The 18,275-nt window shown below is 43.1% G+C and carries 17 protein-coding genes; 1 reads left to right on the forward strand and 16 read right to left on the reverse strand.

Annotated features, from left to right (window positions below; translation table 11 throughout):
- Nucleotides 1-271: 271 nt before the first annotated feature.
- The 13 genes from ccoP to ileS form a co-directional block, all read right to left on the reverse strand.
- Nucleotides 272-1,198: a cytochrome-c oxidase, cbb3-type subunit III gene (ccoP, locus tag MAMP_RS09045; RefSeq protein WP_040576495.1), complete on the reverse strand. Its 927-nt coding sequence runs from the start codon at nt 1,196-1,198 to the stop codon at nt 272-274.
- A gap of 2 nt (nt 1,199-1,200) precedes the next feature.
- Complete coding sequence (locus MAMP_RS09050) at nt 1,201-1,359, reverse strand: cbb3-type cytochrome c oxidase subunit 3 (protein WP_007145726.1); 159 nt, start codon at nt 1,357-1,359, stop codon at nt 1,201-1,203.
- Nucleotides 1,360-1,393: 34 nt separating this feature from the next.
- Nucleotides 1,394-2,074, reverse strand: a complete 681-nt coding sequence (gene ccoO / locus MAMP_RS09055) for a cytochrome-c oxidase, cbb3-type subunit II (RefSeq protein ID WP_007145727.1) — start codon at nt 2,072-2,074, stop codon at nt 1,394-1,396.
- Between the two features lie 10 nt (nt 2,075-2,084).
- Nucleotides 2,085-3,506 (reverse strand): cytochrome-c oxidase, cbb3-type subunit I, encoded by a 1,422-nt coding sequence (gene ccoN / locus MAMP_RS09060; protein ID WP_007145728.1) that lies wholly within the window; start codon nt 3,504-3,506, stop codon nt 2,085-2,087.
- Between the two features lie 390 nt (nt 3,507-3,896).
- Complete coding sequence (locus MAMP_RS09065; protein WP_007145729.1) at nt 3,897-4,283, reverse strand: MTH938/NDUFAF3 family protein; 387 nt, start codon at nt 4,281-4,283, stop codon at nt 3,897-3,899.
- Nucleotides 4,284-4,288: 5 nt separating this feature from the next.
- The gene (locus MAMP_RS09070; protein WP_007145730.1) at nt 4,289-4,585 is read right to left on the reverse strand and encodes an integration host factor subunit beta; all 297 of its coding nucleotides are present in this window, start codon (nt 4,583-4,585) and stop codon (nt 4,289-4,291) included.
- 122 nt (nt 4,586-4,707) lie between these two features.
- Nucleotides 4,708-6,381 carry a 30S ribosomal protein S1 gene (gene rpsA, locus MAMP_RS09075; protein ID WP_007145731.1) on the reverse strand — a complete coding sequence of 558 codons (1,674 nt, stop codon included), beginning with the start codon at nt 6,379-6,381 and terminating at the stop codon, nt 4,708-4,710.
- Nucleotides 6,382-6,491: 110 nt separating this feature from the next.
- Entirely contained in the window at nt 6,492-7,157 is a 666-nt protein-coding gene (gene cmk, locus MAMP_RS09080) for a (d)CMP kinase (RefSeq protein WP_007145732.1), read from the reverse strand.
- Nucleotides 7,150-8,469: a 3-phosphoshikimate 1-carboxyvinyltransferase gene (gene aroA / locus MAMP_RS09085; RefSeq protein ID WP_007145733.1), complete on the reverse strand. Its 1,320-nt coding sequence runs from the start codon at nt 8,467-8,469 to the stop codon at nt 7,150-7,152. Before aroA ends, cmk begins: the two co-directional genes overlap by 8 nt.
- Nucleotides 8,470-8,486: 17 nt before the next feature.
- Nucleotides 8,487-9,374 (reverse strand): prephenate dehydrogenase, encoded by an 888-nt coding sequence (locus MAMP_RS09090; RefSeq protein ID WP_007145734.1) that lies wholly within the window; start codon nt 9,372-9,374, stop codon nt 8,487-8,489.
- Entirely contained in the window at nt 9,374-10,468 is a 1,095-nt protein-coding gene (gene hisC, locus MAMP_RS09095; RefSeq protein WP_007145735.1) for a histidinol-phosphate transaminase, read from the reverse strand. The genes MAMP_RS09090 and hisC overlap by 1 nt, the downstream gene beginning before the upstream one ends.
- Nucleotides 10,465-10,932 (reverse strand): signal peptidase II, encoded by a 468-nt coding sequence (lspA, locus tag MAMP_RS09100; protein ID WP_007145736.1) that lies wholly within the window; start codon nt 10,930-10,932, stop codon nt 10,465-10,467. The genes hisC and lspA overlap by 4 nt, the downstream gene beginning before the upstream one ends.
- Before the next feature lie 9 nt (nt 10,933-10,941).
- Nucleotides 10,942-13,746 carry an isoleucine--tRNA ligase gene (gene ileS, locus MAMP_RS09105; protein WP_007145737.1) on the reverse strand — a complete coding sequence of 935 codons (2,805 nt, stop codon included), beginning with the start codon at nt 13,744-13,746 and terminating at the stop codon, nt 10,942-10,944.
- A gap of 162 nt (nt 13,747-13,908) precedes the next feature.
- Here ileS and MAMP_RS09110 point away from each other — a divergent pair, with 162 nt between their 5' ends.
- Complete coding sequence (locus tag MAMP_RS09110; RefSeq protein WP_007145738.1) at nt 13,909-14,202, forward strand: DUF3579 domain-containing protein; 294 nt, start codon at nt 13,909-13,911, stop codon at nt 14,200-14,202.
- On the opposite strand, the gene MAMP_RS09115 is transcribed toward MAMP_RS09110, so the two are convergent.
- From MAMP_RS09115 to MAMP_RS09125, 3 genes are all read right to left on the reverse strand, one after another.
- A complete protein-coding gene (locus MAMP_RS09115; protein ID WP_007145739.1) occupies nt 14,199-14,651 on the reverse strand; it encodes a CBS domain-containing protein in 453 nt (150 codons plus the stop codon). The genes MAMP_RS09110 and MAMP_RS09115 overlap by 4 nt on opposite strands.
- A gap of 112 nt (nt 14,652-14,763) precedes the next feature.
- Nucleotides 14,764-17,199, reverse strand: a complete 2,436-nt coding sequence (locus tag MAMP_RS09120) for a TonB-dependent siderophore receptor (RefSeq protein ID WP_158005165.1) — start codon at nt 17,197-17,199, stop codon at nt 14,764-14,766.
- A gap of 104 nt (nt 17,200-17,303) precedes the next feature.
- Nucleotides 17,304-18,272 (reverse strand): FecR domain-containing protein, encoded by a 969-nt coding sequence (locus tag MAMP_RS09125; protein WP_007145741.1) that lies wholly within the window; start codon nt 18,270-18,272, stop codon nt 17,304-17,306.
- Between the last annotated feature and the right edge of the window lie 3 nt (nt 18,273-18,275).

The following is an 18,275-nucleotide window of genomic DNA, read 5'->3' on the forward strand; positions in this document are numbered from 1 at the left end:
ACTTACTGATATTAATTCGTTATAAAAAAGCCGACTTTATTTGTCGGCTTTCCATTTACCTAAACAACGGTTCAATAATAATTATTTATTTTCTATAACAATTATTTATCGTCTAGATTTTTCATAATTCTATAACCGATAACACCTATTACGACAATAGTCAGAACAACAGATGCAATCGCTCCAATAACAACTGCGTCAATATGCATATCTTCTCTCCTGAATAAGATTTCATCTCCTCTCAGAAACTAACTGAGAGGAGTGATATTGATTACTGCCCACCGCCTAATTGATGAACATAAACAGCTAATTTCTTAATTTCAGTTACTGATAAACGCTGGGTCTCATCGCCTTCGTATTCAGGCTCTTCATCCCATTTCTCAGCTTCAAGTTTCACTGCAAGCTTTTCATTCCATGCAGGCATGATAGCAACACGTGTTAATGGATCTGATGGGTCATTAACGCCATGCAGGATTGTGTAGCGAACCTCTTCCGGATCACCTGAGAAGCGCCAGATTTTATCGGTCAGGTTAGCTGAGCCTAATTCATGGATACCTTTGGCATCTGCACCATGACAACCGACACAGCCTTTTTCGTTAAATAACTTCCATCCGGCCTCTGTGGCTTTGCCATTTGATAAGTTTTCAACAAATTTAACCAAACCATCCACTTCCTCAGGTTTTAAGGTTTTCTCATGTGCCATCATCATGCCATGACGTCCAGCCGCAAGAGAGGTGACGATAGTGTTGATATCACCGCCATACAACCAATCATCATCGGCCAGAATAGGATAGCCAGAGTTTTTAGCTGGAACACCACCAGTACCATGACATGCAGCACAGTTATCACCAAATAAAACCTTGCTCGAACCTACTGCGTAGTTTCTCATTTCGGTGTCAGCAAGGATTTCTTCAGCCGTCATTGAAGCTAATTTCTCTTCATATGGGGCTCTGACATCCTGAACTTTAGCCAGATCTTCTTTGTACTCTTTGATCTGAGTCCAGCCTAATAATCCTTTTGTACTGTCATTAATCAATGGCAGTGATGGATAAAGGATAAAGTAGACCAACACTAACAAGCCACTCAAGTAAAGGGCATTTGTCCACCAACGTGGAGGTGGATTTTCTAACTCTCTGATACCATCCCATTCATGCCCTGTATCTGGCACTTCATTAGGATTCTTTTTATTATCAGCCATCATCATTTCTCCGAATTTGTATCGTCATCGTCCTGCAGCATAGTGCGGTGAGACTCTATTTTGTCTTTATTTTTAGGGTTAAGAACCCAAAAATAGAGCACCACCATCAGTACAAAAATTACTACTGTAAACACCAAGCCAAACCAGTCGGTTGCAGTCATTTCACTCCAATTAGTATGAAAATACTCTTGAAGTTTACTCACGATATGCCCTGCCGGGTTCAAAGTTGACCATTGTTCCCAACACTTGTAGATAAGCAACTAACGCCTGCATTTCTGTTTTACCTTCAACTTCAGCAGCAGCATTATTAATTTGCTCATCCGTGTAAGGAACACCCAAGACTTTCATTGCTCTTAAGCGCTTTTCTATTCCGATACCATCTATAGTGGCCTCTTCTAACCATGGATAGCTTGGCATGACAGACTCAGGCACAACTGAACGTGGGTTATGTAAATGCTGAATATGCCATGCATCAGAATATTTTCCACCTACACGAGCTAAGTCTGGCCCAGTACGTTTTGAACCCCATTGAAATGGGTGATCGTACTTTGACTCAACAGCCAAGGAATAATGACCATAACGATCTTTTTCATCGCGGAAAGGACGAATCATTTGTGAGTGACATAAAAAACAGCCTTCACGTTGATAGATATCACGACCGGCTAATTCAAGTGCTGTATATGGACGAACAGTTTTTAACTCTTCATAGTCCGGGTGCACTTGATCCTCAAATGTGGTTTTGAGGTAGAACAAAGGTACGATTTCTACGATACCACCTACTGAAACTACCAGTGCTGTTGCTAACACAAGTGCCCAGATATTTTTTTCCAGTTTCTCTTGAAAGGTAACTGGTTTATTAGAATTATGATCAGACATTCCAGTCTCCTTAAATATTAGCAGCTGTTGCCATTGCAGCCGATGGCTTAGCAATCGCACGACGGATAGTCACCGTGACGTTAAATAACATCACACACGCGCCTGAGAAGAAAATCAGACCACCTACAGCACGCATGGCATAGTAAGGATGCATTTGAGCCACTGATTCAACAAAGGTATACGCCAAGTTACCGTAGTCGTCATATGCACGCCACATTAAACCTTGCATGATGCCTGACACCCACATAGCAGTAATATAAACCGCTGTACCAATTGTAGCCATCCAGAAATGGAGGTTAACCAAACGGACTGAGTACATCGTTGTTCCCCACATACGCTCAACCATATGATAAAGCGCACCGATAGACACCATGGCTACCCAACCTAAGGCACCAGAATGAACGTGACCAATAGTCCAGTCAGTGTAGTGTGATAATGCGTTTACTGTTTTTGAAGACATTACTGGACCTTCAAATGTCGACATCGCATAGAATGCTAGAGAGACAATCAGGAAGCGTAAGATATAGTCAGTACGCAGTTTGTCCCAAGCACCACTTAATGTGAACATACCGTTGATTGCTCCGCCCCAAGAAGGAATAATCATCGCTAATGATATAGCGGCACCTAATGAGCCAGTCCAGTCAGGTAACGCAGTATATTGAAGATGGTGAGCACCTAACCATACATAACCGAAAACTAATGCCCAGAAGTGAATAACAGATAAACGATATGAATAAACAGGGCGATTAGCTTGCTTGGGTACGAAATAGTACATAATTCCAAGAAAGCCGGCTGTCAGGAAGAAACCAACCGCATTATGACCCCACCACCACTGAATCATGGCATCTTGAACACCTGAAAACAGTGAATAAGATTTAAATAATTCAACAGGGATAGCCAAGCTATTCACAACATGCAGATAAGTAATCATGACCATCATCGCAATGAAGAACCAGTTTGCAACATAGATATGTGAAACTTTGCGAATTGAGATTGTCATGATGAAGTTAAAGGTATAAACCAACCATACCGCTGCAATCAGAATATCAATCGGCCATTCTAATTCCGCATATTCTTTTGATTGAGTGTAACCAAGAGGTAAGGTGATTACAGCACCAAGAATAACGAGATTCCAGCCCCAAAACGTGAACCAGGCTAACTTATCACTCCATAGACGCGTACGACATGTGCGCTGTACGATGTAATAAGCTGTTGCCATTAGTGTTGAACCACCAAAAGCAAAAATAACCGCATTGGTATGTAAAGGACGTAAACGACCAAAACTGATATATGGATTATCAAAATTCAGAACTGGCCAAGCCAACTCTGAGGCGATATACACACCGATACCGGTGCCAACGACCAAGTAGACACATGCCATATAGGCAAACCACTTGACCACTTGATAGTTATATTGTTGTTCCGCTTGCATAGCGACCACACCTTCTCTCTTTGGAAAACTCTCTCTCAATTTTGCTGAAAACCACACAACAAAATCAGGACCCTTTTCTATACGTGCTTCAATAAATATTAAAAGCAGTTAGAATTTTACATCAATCAATTGATTCGCTTCACATCAAAACATTGATCTAGATCAATCGTAGTGTGATAAAGCACATTGTGCTGTGAAATGCCCCACCTCGCACGTAACAGAGAATTTTCCTAAGAACAAAATGTCTGGTCAAGTTGACTACTATTCACACGATATATAAAAAATATATTTGTATTAAAAAAACAAATAGTTACAAAATTTCTCTAAAAAAAAGAAATATCAACAGTGTCAAGATAATGGATGATTGCGGCTTATTAAATTTGCTCGTCTTTACGGACTGATAAGCAATACCACTGAACGTTCTTCTGCTAACAGTAAATTGTATGTATGGCAGGCAGATGACAAAGTCATAAATTCGGTTCCGATGCCCTGCTCGTTGAAATACTTGGCCATGTTTATCAGGGGAAAAGAAAGGCCGGCTTCAGTCGCAAAAATAATTACTTCTGGAGCCAGCGCTTTTAAAGCAGACAGCGTATCTGCTGATAGATTTTGGATATTAGTGACGTCAATATTTTCTATTATTTGATTTGGCGTCAAAACAAATCCAAGGTCATAAGACTTAAGAATTTGTGTATTTTTCTGGCGAACAGTGACTGACTGTTCATCATATGAGTGGATTTGGTTAAATTCGAAAACCGCTTCCTCACTCAGTTTCATCTGTTCTACTGCTGATAACCTGCCGCATCGTTGACGCGGTCACGCAACTCTTTACCAGGCTTGAAATGCGGTACATATTTTTCATCTAACTGAACAGATTCACCACTTTTTGGGTTACGCCCAACACGTGGTGGTCGATGATGTAAGGTAAAACTACCAAACCCGCGAATTTCAATTCTATCTCCTTGTGAAAGGCTATCGCTCATCTGTTCTAAAATGAGTTTAACGGCAAGCTCAACATCACGATAATTTAATAGAGATTGTTTTTCAGATAAAACTTCAATCAAATCTGATTTGGTCATGTCTTTAAAATTCCTGGAATAATGCGCTAAACACCGATATTGAATATCGGCTTTAATCTTCTGAATCTATTAGAGAAAAACCCCTGACAAAGTCAGGGGTTTATCTTTAATTTGAAAAACGATTAATTGTCTTTCTGATCCATTTGTTCTTTAAGCAAATCACCCAGAGTAGTGTTGCCTGCAGAAACATTACTGTACTCTTTCACAGCTTCTGATTCTTCTTGATCATCTTTCGCTTTGATAGAAAGAGTTAGCGTACGATCTTTACGTGACATGCCAGTAAATTTAGCTTCAACATCGTCGCCAACAGCCAGAATTTTACTTGCATCTTCAACACGTTCACGAGCAATATCTGCAGCACGAACATAACCTTCAACGCCTTCAGCTAATTCAATTGTTGCACCACGAGCGTCAACAGCAATGACTTTACCGTTAACAATACTTCCACGTGGATGCTCAGCTAAGTAAGCAGAGAACGGATCGTCTTGTAATTGTTTAATACCTAAAGAGATGCGTTCACGTTCAGGATCAATCGCTAAAACAACCGCTTCAACGTCATCACCTTTCTTGAAGTCACGAATTAATTCTTCGTTGTCTTCTTCCCAAGAGATATCAGACAAGTGAATCAGACCATCAATACCGCCGTCTAAGCCGATGAAGATACCAAAATCAGTGATTGACTTGATAGCACCACTCACTTTGTCGCCTTTGTTGTGGGTCATCGCAAACTCTTCCCATGGGTTCGTTTGGCATTGTTTGATACCCAGAGAAATACGGCGACGTTCTGCATCGATATCCAGAACCATAACTTCAACTTCATCACCCAGTTGAACCAGTTTAGATGGGTGAACGTTTTTGTTAGTCCAGTCCATTTCAGACATATGAACTAAACCTTCAACACCATCTTCGATTTCAACAAAGCAACCGTAGTCAGCAATGTTTGTGACTTTACCGTGGATGCGTGTGCTGTTTGGATAACGACGAGCGATATCTTTCCAAGGATCATCACCCATTTGTTTCAGACCCAGTGAAACACGTTCACGGTCTTTATCAAATTTCAGTACTTGAACTTCAATTTCGTCACCGATAGCAACAACTTCAGATGGATGTTTAACACGTTTCCACGCCATATCAGTGATATGTAACAGACCATCGATGCCGCCCAGATCAACGAACGCACCGTAGTCAGTCAGGTTCTTAACAATACCTTTAACTACTTTGCCTTCTTCCAGCGTTTCTAATAACGCTTCGCGTTCTGCACTGTTTTCTTCTTCCATAATCGCACGACGTGAAACAACGATGTTGTTACGTGGACGATCAAGTTTAATCAGTTTGAATTCGAGTTCTTTATTTTCCAGGTGAGTAGTATCACGGATTGGACGAACATCGACCAAAGAACCAGGAAGGAATGCACGGATATTTTCCAGATCCACGGTGAAACCACCTTTGACCTTACCAGAAATGATACCCATAACGGTTTCACCCGCTTCAAACGCGTGTTCCAATTTAGTCCATGCTTCGGCAGCTTTCGCTTTATCACGTGACAATTGTGTCGCACCAAAACCATCTTCTAATGATTCCAGAGATACATCGACTAAGTCACCAACAGAAACCGTTACTTCACCATTTTCGTTCAAAAATTCTGAAACTGGGATAGCGCCTTCTGATTTCAGACCGGCATTGACCATAACAACATCAGGACCGACATTGACTACCGTACCGGTAACAATTTTGCCTGGTTGCATTGGAGTTGAATTTAGACTCTCTTCGAAGAGATCAGCAAAGCTTTCGCTCATTGTTAAATATCCTTGACCCTGTTGAGGAAACAAGATCACCTAATTAATCACTCGCTCATGCGAGATCGTTAAACATCCCATTCGACAAGTATCGAACAGGCACCAAAAAATTAAATTGCACAATAGCTGCGCACTTTTTCATATACTGCAGTGATACCTAATTCGGTAGAATCCAGTATCAATGCATCCGTAGCGGGCAATAACGGCGCGACTTTACGTTCACTGTCACGCTTGTCCCGCTCTGAGATTTCTGCAATGAGATCGGAAAGGTTACTCTCAATTCCTTTCTCTTTCAACTGCTTATAACGTCTCAATGCTCTTTCTTCCGCACTCGCGGTTAAAAACACTTTAAATGGAGCATCAGGGAAGACAACCGTACCCATATCACGCCCATCGGTGACTAAACCGGGTAATTGGCAAAAGTCACGCTGACGCTGTAATAATGCTGCTCTCACAGCAGGAATCGCTGCCACTTTTGACGCTGCATTACCTGCTTTTTCTGTACGAATTTGCTGGCTAACCTCTTCGCCTTCTAACAGCACACTAAGCCCGTCATCATCTAAATGAAATTGAAGATCTAAGGTTTGTGCTAGTTGAACAAGGGACTTCTCATCCGAGGCTGGAATCTGGTGTTTAAGACTAGCAAATGCCAATACCCGATATATCGCACCACTATCTAAATAGTGCCAACCCAATTCTCTGGCAATCATTTGTGCAATGGTGCCTTTGCCAGAGCCGCTGGGGCCATCGATCGTTAATACAGGAATATCAGCCATCAATTTCTTCAATCTGTAAGCCGACTTTATTGGCTAAATCAACAAAGCCCGGGAATGAGGTAGCGACATTTGCACAGTCATTAATCTGAATGGAGCCACCAGCTTGCAGACCCGCAATGGCAAACGACATAGCAATGCGATGATCACTATGACTGTCAACCTCACCACTGCCGATCACACCACCATTAATAACAATGCCATCTTCTGTTGGCTTGGCATCGATCCCCAATGTGGTTAAACCATCGGCCATAACTTGGATACGATCACTTTCTTTCACTCGTAACTCTTCAGCCCCGGTCAGCACTGTCTGACCTTCAGCGCAGGCTGCCGCAATGAATAATGCAGGAAATTCATCAATGGCTAGAGGTACTTGATCTTCTGGAATTCGAATCCCTTTTAATGGTGCATATTGGATACGAATATCAGCCACAGGCTCACCACCCGTGACTTTTTCGTTGGTCAGCGTAATGTTTGCACCCATTTCCTGAAGAATATTGATAACACCAATACGGGTCGGATTCACACCAACATGTTCAAGAGTAATATCTGAACCGGGTGCAATCGCCGCAGCGACCATGAAGAACGTGGCTGAGGAAATATCGGCGGGTACATCTATGTTTGTTGCTGTCAGCTTACCGCCACCTACTAGAGAAACGGTACTGCCCTCTTTTTCTACCTGATAACCCATCCCCTCAAGCATGCGCTCGGTATGATCTCGCGTTGGCGCAGGTTCTGTAACAGACGTTTTACCTTCTGCATACAAACCGGCCAATAATAGACAGGATTTAACCTGTGCACTGGCCATTGGCAAATCATAATGAATCGCTTTCAGGCTGCTTGTTTTATGTAAGGTAAGCGGTGGTTTGCCATCGGTGGTATCGATCTTCGCGCCCATCAATGCTAACGGATCGGTCACACGTTTCATCGGTCTGGATGATAATGACTTATCCCCCGTCATGGTGACATCAAAACCCTGCCCTGCCAGCAGTCCAGATAACAGACGCATGGATGTACCGCTATTACCCAGGTTTAGTGAGCTTGTTGGTGCTTTAAGGCCATGCATGCCTACACCATGAATCGTGACCTTACCTTTATCAGGGCCAATGATGTCGACCCCCATACCACGAAAAACAGCGAGGGTTGCTAAAGCATCTTCACCCTCTAAAAAACCGGTAACTTCTGTCGTTCCCTCTGCAAGTGAGCCGAGCATGATTGAGCGATGTGAAATTGATTTATCGCCCGGCACACGTACTTTCCCGGTTACCTTACCACCAGGATGAACAATATATTTTTTACTCGCTTCACTAGACACGTCTGTTGATTCCACTTTTATACTTCACTGTTATCTATCAAATCAGGATCGGCAAAACGGGTATCCCGGGCTTTTTTAGCACGAGCAAACACCTCAATTAAATACTCCCCATCTTCTTCCTTGATGGCCTGTTCGATTTTATTAATGCCTTGATGGTATTCATCAAGTAAATCCAGAATGGCTTGTTTATTACCCAAACAGATATCTCGCCACATCACAGCATCACTAGAGGCAATTCGCGAAAAATCACGAAAGCCACCGGCGGCATAGCGTAAAACTTCATCACAATCATCACGTTGCGCTAACATGCCTACCAAGTTAAATGCCAGCACATGAGGTAAATGACTTGTCGCAGCGAGGACGGTATCGTGATGTTCGACATCCATCTCAAACACTTCTGCCCCGGTTAACTGCCACATGGCTTTAATTTTTGCAGTGGCTGCAGTGTCTGTGTCACTCAGCGGGGTCAGAACAACCCGATGGTCCTCATACAAAGTAGCGAATGCAGCGGAAGGGCCGCTTTTTTCTGTACCAGCAATCGGATGTCCCGGCACAAACTGCTTGAAGTTATCCCCTAATGCCTCGCGAGCCGCCATGACCACTTGTGCTTTAGCACTACCACCATCAGTGATAATAGCTTCTGGTCTTATATGCTCACTCATATCAGCAAAAACCGCTGCCATTGCCCCCATCGGCACGGCAACAAAGATAACGTCGGCTTCAGCAACCGCTTCAGCAATGGAATCAGCAGCCTTATCAATAACCCCTAAAGCCAATGCTTCTTGTCGAGCATTTTCACTGCGTGAATAGCCTATGACTTCGTTGACAGCCCCTTTGGATTTAAGTGATAAGGCAAGTGAACCACCAATCAGTCCAACACCAATTACAGCCAGCCGATTAATCATTAACCTCGTCCCAAAATACCAGATAAGGCATCGAGAAAACGCTGATTTTCTTCAGCTAAACCAATACTGACCCGAAGGTGCTGAGGTAATCCATAATTAGCCACTGGGCGAACAATAACGCCTTCGTATAGCAGTTCATCGTAAACTTCAAAAGCATTGGTATGCACATTGACGGTGATGAAGTTGGCTCTGGAAGGAATATACTGCAAACCCATTTTTTCAAAGCCAGCAACAAGTTGTTTCATGCCAGCCTGATTGACGTCTCGCGTTTGTTGTAAATAAGCTTCATCACCCAAAGCAGCAACTGCAGCAGCTTGAGCCAGATTACTGACATTAAACGGTTGTCTGACTCGATTCATCAGGTCATCGACTTCAGGATGTGACAGGGAATACCCCACCCTGAGCCCCGCCAAGCCATAGGCTTTAGAAAAGGTACGGGTGATGATCAGATTATGGAAGTCCTGTAACCAGGGTACTGAATTTTCTTCCATGTTGAGGTATTCAACATAGGCTTCATCCAGAACAACTAAGACCTTTTCAGGGACTTTTTCTAAAAATAATTTAATTTTCTCTGGTTCTAACCAAGTACCCGTCGGGTTATTCGGATTAGCAATAAAAATGATTTTTGTACGCGAGCTAATCGCTTTATGAATGGCATCAAGATCATAACCATAGTCTTTCGCCTGCGTCACAACAGGGCTCGCACCGATGGCTTGCGTCACTATCCCATACACAGCAAAAGCATGTTCTGAAAAAATAATTTCATCCCCTGCCCCGGCAAAAGCACGTGCTACCATTTCCAGTACATCATTCGAACCATTACCCAGGGTAATCTGCTCAGGTGCTACCTGATGTTTTTCAGCTAATGCCAATTTTAATGCGTAGCCGTTGCCATCCGGGTAGCGTGCCATTTCTTTAGCGGCCATTGCCACTGCGGCTACTGCCGCTTTAGGAGGACCAAGCGGATTTTCATTGGAGGCCAGCTTAATAACGTTACGAACACCATACTGACGTTGTAACTCTTCAATGGGTTTACCCGGGACATAAGGTTGCAGGTTAGCAACCCCACTTACAGCAAGATCACAAAAACTCATTTCTGCTCCGTTTTGTTTCTGAAGCTATCGAAAATCAATAGAATGGCACCTATACAAATCGCTGAGTCAGCCACATTAAATGCCGGCCAATGGTAGGTTCCGTAATAGACATCCAGAAAATCGATGACATAACCATGTATGAAGCGATCAATCACATTACCCAATGCCCCACCCAGAATTAATGCTAAAGAGGCGGCTTCGAGTTTTGCATCTGGTTTTAGTCGTTTCATCCAAAACAGTAAGATGATACTTACCAGAACGGCTAAACCACTAAAAAACCAACGTTGCCAGCCACTTTCTGCCGCAAGAAAACTAAATGCAGCGCCATGGTTATACGCCAGAGTAATATTAAAAAAGGGCAAAACGGCTATAGACTGATAAAGCTCTAATGTACTATTCGCCCACCATTTGCTGAGTTGATCAAACACAATCACCAAAGCAGAAAGATTCAACCATTTCAGCATGTTATTTATTTAAGCGAACTGTCTTAGTTCGCCATCTCCTTCGATATTATCAACACAACGACCACACAACTCAGGGTGATGGCTATTCTGTCCAACAGATTCAACCTGATGCCAGCAGCGGTCACAGCGTGAATATTCAGCCGCTTTAATTGCAACAAGTACGCCTGACAAGCTTGTCTGTACAGCTTGTTTAGCTGCATCACTATCCATACTGAAAAGATTGACCTTTGAGGTAATCAAAACAAACTTTAACTCATCGCCCAGCTTGTTCAATGAAGCCAACATTTTTTCATCTACAAACAGACTAATTTCGGCAGTTAACCCACCTTTAATCTGGCCTGCATTTCGTTGATTTTCGAGTTCTTTAGCAACCACCTCTCTGACACTAAAGACCTGATTCCAGCATGCTAGATCAAAGTCGGTATTTTGAGGCAACGGCGCTAATTCATCACTCCAGAGATTGAGTAATACAGATTCGTTACGTTCACCCGGTAAATAGCCCCATAATTCATCTGCAGTGAAACTCAGAATAGGCGCCATCCAACGCACCATTGCTTCCAGAATATGGTACATCGCTGTTTGTGATGAGCGTCTACCCAAACTATCTGTCTGCATCGTGTACTGGCGATCTTTGGTGATATCCAGATACAGGCTGCCCATTTCATTTGCACAGAAATTATGTAACTTCTGATAAATCACATGGAACTGATAACTCTCATAGGCTGCCAGAATATCTTGCTGTAAATGATAAGCGCGATCCAAAGCCCAACGATCCAAAGGTAATAAATCGTCGACAGCAACCCTATTGTTGGCTGGGTCAAAATCATTCAGGTTTGATAATAAATAACGAGCAGTATTACGAATACGACGATAAGAGTCGGCAGTGCGTTTGAGAATTTCATCAGACACTGTCATCTCGCCACTGTAATCAGTAGAAGCCACCCAAAGACGAATAATATCGGCCCCCAGGCTGTTCATCACTTTTTGTGGTGAAACCGTGTTACCCAAGGACTTAGACATTTTTTTGCCATTCGCATCAACAGTGAAGCCGTGAGTTAATGCTGCTTTGTAGGGTGCTTTTCCAGTGGTTGCCACAGAGGTCAACAAAGATGACTGGAACCAGCCACGATGCTGGTCACTACCTTCCAGATATAAATCTGCAGGACGATTTAAATACGCACGACGAGCCAATACACACGCATGAGACACACCAGAATCAAACCATACGTCTAGGGTATCAGTTACTTTTTCATAGTCGGCCGCTTGTTCGCCTAATAACGATTCTGGCTCTAAATCAAACCATGCATCGATGCCCTCTTGCTCAACCTTCTGGGCGACGGTTTCCATCAACTGTTCAGTGTCAGGATGCAACTCACCTGTTTGTTGGTGAACAAATAACGGAATTGGCACACCCCAGGTACGCTGACGAGAAATACACCAGTCAGGGCGTCCTTCTACCATATTTTCAATACGTTTTTGCCCCCAGGCTGGCATCCAGTCTGTATCAGCAATGGCTTTCATCGCAGCACTTCGCAAATCATTTTGATCCATGCTAACGAACCATTGTGGCGTCGCGCGGAAAATAATCGGGCTCTTATGACGCCAGCAATGCGGGTAGCTATGCTGAATATCGATGTGCGCGAGTAATGCGCCCTTTTCTTTTAAAAGCGCGATAACATCCGGATTCGCTTTAAACACAGATTTGCCAGCAAAAATCGGCGTGTCCGGTAAAAACACTCCATTACCACCCACTGGATTATCCACTTTTAAGTCATATTTCAGACCGACAACAAAGTCGTCCTGACCATGTCCAGGAGCCGTATGCACCGCACCAGTACCGGCATCAGCTGTGACGTGGTCACCTAAAATAACAGGCACTTGTCGATCGTAAAATGGATGCTGAAGCAATAAACCTTCCAGTGTTTCGCCTTTAAAGCGTGTCAGTACTTCAGCTTCAATGCCATAGCGCTGGAGAGCCGCTTCATATAATGACTCAGCTAAAACCAGTTGCTCATTATCCGCTTGCAATAAAACATAAGTGAATTCAGGATTGACCGAAACAGCCTGATTGGCAGGTAGTGTCCAAGGAGTCGTTGTCCAGATAGGCAAACTCACTACACCTTTACCTGAATGACCTACAGCATTTTCAAAAGCAGTTTTGTCAACGATGCTAAAACGCACATCAATAGCGGGTGACGTTTTATCTTCGTATTCTACTTCGGCTTCTGCTAATGCCGAACCGCAGTCCACACACCAGTGCACAGGTTTCACACCTTTGTGTAAATGACCTTGCTTGGTGATTTGCCCTAAGGTACGGATGATATCGGCTTCAAAGCTGAAATCCATGGTCAGATAAGGGTTATCCCATTCACCCAACACACCCAGACGTTTGAAGTCTTCCCGCTGGCCATCAACCTGTTTGGCAGCATAATCACGGCAAGCCTGACGAAACTCTTTAGCAGTCACTTTTACACCGGGTTTACCCACTTTCTTCTCAACATTCAGTTCGATGGGTAAACCATGGCAATCCCAGCCGGGTACATAAGGCGCATCAAAGCCACTCAAGGTTTTAGACTTGATAATAATATCTTTTAAAATCTTGTTAACGGCGTGACCAATATGGATATCACCATTTGCATAGGGAGGACCATCATGCAAAATAAACTGTGGTCTACCTTTGGCCTGTTCACGAATTTTTTCGTAAAGATTAATATCTTGCCAATGTTGAAGCGTTTGTGGTTCACGATTAGGTAAACCAGCTTTCATCGGAAATTCTGTTGCAGGTAAATTTAGCGTTTGTTTGTAGTCAGCCACAAGATTCTCGTAGAGTAGGAAAACTAAAAGCGGTGATTATACGGATTTTTATTGCCGACCTAAATCATTGAAAGCACTTTTATTTACACTCTGTGCTTATGCAAACACGATTATTTGCAGTAGAATGCCGTTTTTAACCCATCACAATTGAGCTGACGCTTTATGTCCATATCAAAAAAGGTGATCATCCGCGGGCTGACTTTAGACGGTGGAAAGTTTCGTCCCAGTGACTGGGCTGAACGCTTATGCGGGGCAGTAGCTTCTTATGGCCCAGGCAGACGTATCATTTTTCACCCCAGTGTCAGACTAGCGACATTAGAAGGCGTCAAATGCGTGGTGATTGACGCTGACTTAGAACAAAGAGACGAGATGCTTTTCGACTTTCTGTTAGATTTTGCCAAAGACAACAAACTGCAAATCGATCACATCGATAACTTCGATGCTGAACAACATTAAATTTCCTGCTCGGCGTCCGGCCAGTTCTGAATATAATTTTTTAGCAATTTATTCTCGAACTTGGCTTTTTTCAGCAATTCTTCCACGATATCAGTAATAGATAACATACCTTCCAACTTACCTTTATAAACAACAGGTAAGTGACGGATATTATGCTCCACCATTTTATTCATCACTTCCTCAAGCGTATTATCGGGCTCACAGGTATAAGGATTCGGCGTCATGGCATCGTTGACCAGCATTTGATTCCACTGTTCTGGATGGGTATCAAGAATTTTCAAAATATCCCGCTCAGATAAAATCCCCACCATCGTCCCATTGGCTTCGGTGATAATTAATGAGCCTATCCGGTGTTCCATCAACATGGCAACCGCTTTATCCAGACTGTCTTTTGGCGATAAGCCAATGACAGGTTTACCTTTATTTTTGGTAATCGATCTGACTTTCATGGTCCTGCCCCTCTTCTCTGAGTGCTGAGGCTTATTCTGCTTGAGTCAGTAAGTGTTTGGCAACAAATAAGAAAAAAGGGCTGCATGATTTATCATGCAACCCTTGTTAGAACTACCAGTTGTAAGTCGCTGAGGCGATGACTCGACGGCCATCACCGTAATAACAGACCAGATCCGTACATGTGGTGGTGTACTCACGATCAAATAAATTACTGACGTTCAGCGCCAGTCTCACATCATCAAAGTCATAACGGATACTAGCGTCAGTTAATGTGTAAGCACCGGTTTCAATATCAACAGTTGAAGTACTTAAACTGTCTTTACCTATATAGGTGCTTTCTCCAACATAACGTAAGCCCGCCCCCATTCCCAAGCCTTTCAGTACACCCGTTGTTTGAGTGTAATCCAGCCATAAACTCGCCGTTTGGCGAGGTTGGTTAGGAATCAGACTATCTTTTTCCCAGCTATTTGGACTTTCAGTAATACGCGCATCAACATAACTATAAGCTGCTGTAAGTTTGACTTGTTCTGATATATCTAAACCGGCTTCAATTTCCACGCCGGTAGAGTTCACCTCACCCACCTGACGTGATACACCATTAACATTCACGGCATCGTACTCGGTGATGACATAGTCCTCTTTCGTCAAATCAAACACGGCCATGCTGATAAAACCATCAATATTTTCCGGTTCAAACTTTACGCCGATTTCATATTGCTTGGCTTTTTCAGGATCAAATAAACCACCATTCTCATCGGTTTTTGTCACTAAATTGAATGACTCACTGTAGCTGATATAAGGTGAAAGACCGTTATCGAATTTATAAACCAGTCCTACCCGACCTGAAAAATCTTCGGCTGATTTATCTGCATCAACATCGCTACTATTTGTGTAATTCACATCAACATCATTTTTAACCCAGTCGTAACGTCCGCCAATCAGTAAACGCCAATTTTCATAAGCCAGCTGATCCTGAATATAAAGACCCGTCTGACGTGAATAGACATCCCGATCACGACTCAGTGAGAGATTGCCGACAGGTGAGCCATAGACCGGGTTGATATAACTTATCGTTGGTGCAGTTCCACTATAATTTTTTTCATCTGCTTGAGAATAACGCCAGTCCAGGCCGATTAATACATCATGTGAAATAGAACCGGTATCAAAGTTTGACAGGAGTTGGTTATCCACAGCCACAGCATGTAAGTCTTCACGAATTCGTGAGGCACTCCGACCAAGCGTACCAGCAACCAAATTTGTACCTGCGAGTGCTGAACTTAAAGTTTTGAAATCAAGATTTACTTCATCGTAACGAAGGTTTTGTTTGAAAGACCAAGTATCGTTGAACACATGGGAAAACTCATATCCGACTGATCGATAATCACGGTCAAAGTTATTAAAATCATCTTCACCATCAAAAAAACCGAATTCGCGATCATAAACTTTAGCTCCACCAAAGTTACGACTAAAATAATCCATTAGATGGGAAGTAAAATGACTATTAAAACTATACGTTTGCTCATCATGCTGCTCAACAGCTAGTACCGTTAACTGAGTATCATCACTGATATTCCAGGTTAATGAGGGTGCCACCATCTTACGTCTGGAGTCGTTATAGTCGACTTCTGAATTACTATCGTTACCCACAAAGGTCAGGCGGTATAGTAATTTGCCTTCCTCATCAACTTTGCCACTGAAATCACCGGCTAACTCAAAAAAGTCATTACTGCCAGCTGACAGACGTAATTCATGCAAAGGCTCCTCCGTAGGGCGTTTGCTGACCAAATTCACCAAACCACCCGGTTGAGCTTGCCCATAAGTCACTGAACTCGGACCTCGAATCACTTCTACTCGCTCTAATGCATAACTATCCGCTCTGGGTAGACCATAGGTACTAGTTGGAATCAGCAGACCATCACGATAGACCTGTGTTTTGGCATCAAAGCCACGCAAACTAAACCAGTCATAGCGTGTATCGTAACCATAAGGCACACTCAGACTCGGTGTGTATTGCAATGCCTCTGTGACCGTTTTTGCACCACGAATAGTTAATTGCTGTTGAGTAACCACTGAAATTGACTGAGGTGTATCAAAAATTGAGGCGTTGTTTTTAGTCGCTGATGCACTGCGCTGTGCAGCATAACTATCAATCGGTGTATATGGCGATAATGATGATTTTTCCCCCGTGACCGTCACCACAGGTAAATCAGCAGATTGTTCATTGCTTTGTGTCAGACGATAACTATTTTCTGATTGTTTAACCACTGACAAAGGGGTGCCTTGCAATAGTTTTTGCAATCCCATGCTAATGCTGTATTCTCCCCTCAGCCCTGCGGTTTTATATGGACTGGCTAATTCAGGCGAATAACTTAATAAAATACCTGCTTGCTGACCAAACTGATTTAATGCGCTGGTTAACTGACCTGCTGCCACATTAAAATTAACTTTTTGTTTTGTGCTACTGATCTGTTGATCTGCTGCCAATACCGGCGTCGGTGATATCAGGACCAAACCTGTGGTGGTCAGTAAAGCAGTTGCGAGCGTCATGGCGCTCAATAACGTTGGCTTGTATAACATGCGATGTCTCACTTCCATTAACAAATAGTGTCTATTTGTTCTGTCACGTGAGAATGAAAAAAAGACCAAAAAAATTAAACGGTCTGTTTTGGTCTGAGCATTATCCAGTAACGCGTTCTATAAACTAACTCAATCTGCAATGTTGCAGATAACGCTCGTAATACTTGCTCAACATCCATTAATGGATAAGTCCCCGAGACTCGGCGGGTGGCTATTGTCGGGTCACAACGTAACCATCCATGGTGATAATTTTCCAATTCCGTTAACACATCAGCCAGAGCCATGTTATCTGCTATTAACATATGCTGTTGCCATGCCAATGCCTCTTCTCTGGCAGGAACAACCGAGCCAGACTGATCAGCAGCAAAGCTGATCTGATGACCTGCTTTAATTAGCAATGTCGGAAACCTATCCTGTCTGATGATATTAACAGCACCTTCATACACAGCAAGTAATGCCTGATTTTCACGCTGTTTCACATAAAAACGTGTGCCCAACGGCTGCATATCAGCCCAAGGTGTTTTTAATAAAAAGGGTCTATTCTCTTTGGCCGTGGTGATAAGCACATCACCCGCCAGTAGTGTGAGGTAACGCTGTTGCTCTGAATAATCTACTGAAAATGCCGTGTTCGCATTCATTTGAACTTGAGTGCCATCTACCAATGTCACCTGTCGAGTCTCAGCAATCCCTGTATGGTAGTCAGCCATTAAGGGTGCAAGAAACATATCATTCTTTAAAAATGCCCAGGAACCACCACTGATAATGGCTACACCGGCCAATGACTGTAAAAAATGACGACGACTTTTAGCGGCTTTATTTAATGATTGGTGAGTCACCCCACGTGAAAGCGGCGAGCTTAAAGAACTCAGCTCGTTATTGACCTGTTCGATTCTTGACCAGGCGATTTGATGACTGCTGTCAGCCTCAAGCCACTCCTGCCATTGCTGTCTGAGCACATGGTCATCATCACGCTCGCTCAAGCTCAGATACCATTCAATCGCCTCTAAGGCGATCTTTTGTTCTATTTGAATGGCTTCAGTCATTTT

The sequence above is a fragment of the Methylophaga thalassica MP genome (genome assembly GCF_000214595.1).
GTDB classification, from domain to species: domain Bacteria; phylum Pseudomonadota; class Gammaproteobacteria; order Nitrosococcales; family Methylophagaceae; genus Methylophaga; species Methylophaga thalassica.